Below are 5,280 nucleotides of genomic sequence, written 5' to 3' on the forward strand. Positions count from 1 at the left end.
CGCCACCTGCCCGGCAAACAACCCCGGCAACGTCGACGACTCCACCCCGACCGCCGTGTCGTTCCACTCCTCCACCACCAGGCGACGCTCAGCCGCACCCAAAACGTCCAGCGCCGCGAGCCGTGCCTGCGGTTCCTCCTCCAACGCGGTCACGAGCTGGAGGAGGCAGGTGTGCAGCATCGTGCCGACCTGCTCCGCATCGGCCGGCGCCACCGCGTCGATGGTCAGGCTGAACCCGTTTCCGTCGTCATCGACATTCGCGACCAGGGGGTAGTTGGTGCGCCCTTCGGCGGCAAGGATCCGCACTTCCTCCAACCCGGTGCCCAGACCCGCGCCGAGCTCCGTCGCACCGCCGCGGCCGTTGCGGTAGTTGAAGAGGGCGGTGAACAGCGGGCTGCCGCCCGCCACACCGCTCGCCTGCTGCGCGAGCACCAGCGGCGCGTGCTCGTGCACCAGCAGCTCGGCCAACTGCTGCCGCATCCCGGCCAGCGCCTCGCCCACCGTGGAGGTGCCGACCCGCACCCGCACCGGGAGCGTGTTGAGGCAGGGACCCTGGAGCCGGTCGGCACCCGCCCCGGCGTTCATCCGGCCGAACAGCACCGTGCCGAACACCACGTCCTCACGACCGCTCAGCGCGGCCAGCACCCGCGCCCAGGCCAGGTGGAACACCGTCGCCGGACTCACGGCCATCCGGCGCGCGATTGCCCGCAGTCGAAGCGTAAGGTCAGCCTCCACCGAGGAACGCGCCGATACTGCGGTCGTGCCGTCTCCGTGCACGTCCAGCAGGCCGAACGGGGCGGTGGTCTCGGTGACGTCGCCCAGCAGCCCGGCGAAGTACCGCTCATGCTCCTCGCGCGGCACACCGAGGCGGGCCTGGACGACGAAGTCGCGGAACGGCAGCCCCTTGGGCAGCGATTCACCCCGCCCTGTCAAGAAGGCACGCACCTCCCCCAGTAGCGCGTCCGTCGTTGTGTCGTCCCGCACCAGGTGGTGGACGCGCAGCAGGGCCAGCCAGCCGTCGCCATCCGGTTCGGCGGCGATGTGCACGTCGATCAGCGGGGCACGGTCCAGCTCCATCCAGGCGCCGCCGATGGACAGCAACTGCTCCGCGGCGTCCGCACCCTGGGGGTCCAGCACGACTTCCCGGACCGGTAGTTCGGCGTGTCGGGCCACGACCTGGACCGGCTCGCGCAGACCCTCCCACACGACCGCCGTGCGGTACACGTCGTGCCGGTCGATCACCCGCTGCAGCGCCTTCAGGAACGAGTCGAGTCGTATGCGGGAGTCGAACCCGAGCACCGTCGGCCCGGCGTACACGTCCCGCTCACCCTCATGCCCGGCCTTCATCAAGTGGTGGAAGAGGATCCCCTCCTGGAGCGGGGCCAGCGGGTAGACGTCCGCGACGTTCGCAGCACCACCGGGCACCTTCGCCACGATCGACTCGAGCTCGGTCTCGGTCAGCTCCACCAGCGGCAGCATCTCCGGGGTGATCTGCGTGGCGTCCTCGGGGATGAGGTTCGCCGGCACGACCACCTGCTCCGAACCCGCCTCGACCGCCAAGCCCGCCGGGGTCGACGTCTGGAACAACGCCTTCACCGACACCGAGACCCCGCGCACCCGCAGCATCTCCACCAACGACACCGCCAACAGCGAGTGACCACCCAGCGTGAAGAAATCGTCATCGACGCCGACGCTCTCCAGCCCGAGGACCTCGGCGAACGCCTCGCACAGGATCTCCTCCTGCACCGATGCCGGCCCACGACTCGACGCCCCACCCGCCGCCGCGAAGTCCGGCGCGGGCAGCGCCCCGCGGTTCAGCTTCCCGTTGCCCGTCAGCGGCAGGGCGTCCAACGCCACCACCGCGGAGGGCACCATGTGCTCCGGCAACCGGGCGGCGACGAAGGTCCGCACCCCGTCCGCGAGCGTGTCGTCCACATCATCCGGGTCGTCCGCGACCACATAGGCGACCAGGCGCTTGTCCCCCGGGGTGTCCTCGCGGGCGATCACGGCCGCCTGGGCGATCAGCGGGTGCGCCGTCAGGGCACTGGCCACCTCACCCGGCTCGATCCGGAAACCACGGATCTTCACCTGCTCGTCCGCACGGCCCAGGAACACGATCTCGCCATCACCCGACCACTTCGCGCGGTCACCCGTGCGGTACATCCGCCCCCCGCCTTCGGCCGGAGGGACACCCATGCCGCTGTCGAACGGGCACGCCACGAACCGCTCCGCGGTCAAGCCAGGACGGCGCACGTAGCCGCGCGCCAGTTGTGCACCCGCCACATACAACTCACCCTCCACACCCACCGGCACGGGGTTGAGGCGCTCGTCCAGCACGTAGAAGCGGGTGTTGGCCACCGGCGAACCCACCGGCACCATCCCACCCGGCGTCAGACGGGTGGTCGCCACACCGATCGTGGTCTCCGTCGGACCGTAATGGTTGAACACCCGCCGCTCGCCTGCGGCGGCCAGGAGTTCATCGACCCACCCCGGCGAGGCGGCCTCACCACCCAGCACCACCGACCGACCTGGCAGCACCCGCTCCAAACCACCCACTGCACCCAGCGCCGCCAGGTGCGAGGGCACCACCTTCACAAAGTCGATCCCGTGCTCGGCCAGGTAGTCGCCCACAAGACGCGGATCGGTGACCGCCTCCTCGTCCAGGACATGCAGCTCACCACCCGACAGCAGGCTCGCGAACAGCACCGTGTTCCCCAGGTCGGTCGCCTGCGCCTGCAACAACGCATACTTACCACCCTCGAAACCGACCCGGGCCGGCACCGAGGAGACGTAGTTCGCCAGGCCCCCATGCGTAACGGCCACGCCCTTCGGACGACCCGTCGAACCGGAGGTGTAGATCACATACGCCAGCGACCGCGGATCCACCACCACGCCGGGCGAGGTGGTCGGCGCCGCCGCCAACTGCATCGCCGTCAACGTGTCATCCACCGCCACCAGACGCACGCCCACCGAAGGCAGGTCCTCCAGCACCTCATCGGTGGTCAACACCAACTGCGCCCGCGCATCCTTCACCGTGAACGCGACCCGCTCCGCCGGCTGGGAGACGTCCACCGGCAGATACCCGGCCCCCGCCTTCCAGACCGCCAGAATCCCCGCGATCATCTCCACACCACGCGGCAACGCCAACCCCACCACCGACTCCGGACCAACACCCTGGCTGACCAGATAGTGGGCAAGGCGGTTCGCCCGCGCTTCCAGCTCCGCATACGACATCGACACGCCACCGGACACCACGGCCACCGCCTCCGGTGTCCTCGCCACCTGCGCCTCGAACACCTGCGGAACCATCAGCCCGGATCCGGCCGCAGCGGTGTCGTTCCACTCCGACAGCACCCGGCGACGCTCATCCGCACCCAGCACATCCACCGCGTCGACCCGGGTCTGCGGGTCATCGGCCATCGTCGTCAGCACCCGCACCAGAGAGTCCGCGACCCGACCCGCGACACCCTCGTCGAACAGATCCGCCGCCGCCGTCAGCATGCCGCGGATCCCCGCCGGCGCGCCCTGCGCACCGAACACTTCGCCCACGATCACATCAAGGTCGAACTTCGCCATCGCCCGACCCAGCAACAACGGTTCAGCCCCCAGGCCAGGCAGGTCCAGCGCACCGCCATCCGCTACCAAGCCGGTGTTCTGAAGGGTCAGGACGACCTGGAACAGCGGGTGCCGGGCCAGCGAACGCGCCGGCGCCAACTCCTCCACCAGCTTCTCGAACGGCACATCCTGGTTCTCCAGCGCGCTCAACCCCGCCTCGCGCACCCGGCCGAGAATCTCCTCGAACGTAGGGTCTCCCGACAGATCCGTCCGCACGACAACCGTGTTGACGAAGCAACCGACCAGATCGTTCAACGCCTCGTCCGTACGCCCGGCGATCGCCGACCCGATCGGGATGTCGGCTCCCGCACCCAGCCGGCTGAGCGTCACCGCAACAGCCGCCTGCAGCACCATGAACATGGTCACCCCACGCTCACGCGCCAACTCGGCCAAGCGGCCGTGCAGTTCGGCGGGCACATCCAGCTCCACGGTGTGTGCGCGGTGCGAAGCAACCGCCGGACGTGGCCGATCGAACGGCAGCGGCAGCTCCTCGGGAGCCCCCGCCAACACCTCGCGCCAGTACTCCACCTGACGCGACAGCAGGCTCGACGGATCCCGCTCGTCGCCCAGCAACTCCCGCTGCCACAGGGCGAAGTCCGCATACTGCACCGGCAGCGACTCCCACTGCGGAGCCACGCCATCCAACCGCGCCGCATACGCCGCCGACAGATCCCGCACCAGCGGAGCACTCGACCAGCCGTCCATGGCGATGTGGTGCGACAGCAGCACCAGCACATGTTCCACCGCACTCACCGCGAACAGCGTCGCCCGCAGCGGAATCTCGGACGAGAAGTCGAATGCATACCGGCCCGCCTCAGCCAGTGCGTCCTCGAGCCCCTCCGACGCCACCTCGACCACCGGGAGCTCGAACCCGCACTCCTCGACACCGAGAACCCGCTGGTACGGCTCACCATCGATTGCCGGGAACACCGTCCGCAGCACCTCGTGCCGCCCGATGACATCCCGCAGCGCCTCCGCGAGGGCCTGCCGGTTCACCTCTCCGGACAAGCGCAGAGCCATCGGAGTGTTGTAGGTCGCGCTCGCGCCCTCCAACTCACCGAGGAACCACAAACGGCGCTGCGCGAACGACAACCGCACCCGCTCCGGACGCTCCGTCGCACGCAGTGCCAACCGGCCTTCATCGGCCTGCCCAAGGCGTCCCGCCAGACTCGCCGGCGTCGGCGCCTCGAACAGGTCACGGACCGCCAGCTCCACACCCAGCACCGAACGGATCCGACTCAGCAGCCGCATCGCCAGCAACGAGTGTCCACCCAGCGTGAAGAAGTCGTCATCGACCCCCACCGCCGACAGACCCAGAATCTGCGCAAACGCCTGGCACAACAACTCTTCCTGCACCGTCGCCGGCGCCCGACCCGCACCCGTCGCATACTCCGGCGCCGGCAGCGCCTTGCGGTCAACCTTGCCGTTGACCGTCAGTGGCAGCTCGTCGAGCAGCACGACCGCCGACGGAACCATGTAGGACGGCACCCGCTCACCCGCGAACTCTCGCAGGCTGGCGGGCAGTTCGTCGCCGCTGGCATCGACGTCGACGGGGACGGCGTACGCCACGAGGCGGATGTCACCGGGGACGTCCTCGCGAGCGACGACGGCGACCTGGGCCACGGCAGAATGGGCGGCCAACACGGCCTGCACCTCACCCGGCTC

The 5,280-nt window shown here is 69.6% G+C and carries 1 protein-coding gene; it reads right to left on the bottom strand.

What is annotated here, in order from left to right:
* Positions 1 to 5,268 (bottom strand): amino acid adenylation domain-containing protein (locus ACZ404_RS36805; RefSeq protein ID WP_468447749.1); only part of this gene is annotated, 5,268 nt, incomplete at its 3' end.
* Positions 5,269 to 5,280: the final 12 nt, after the last annotated feature.

It is taken from the genome of Streptomyces sp. NPDC030798, from assembly GCF_055572275.1.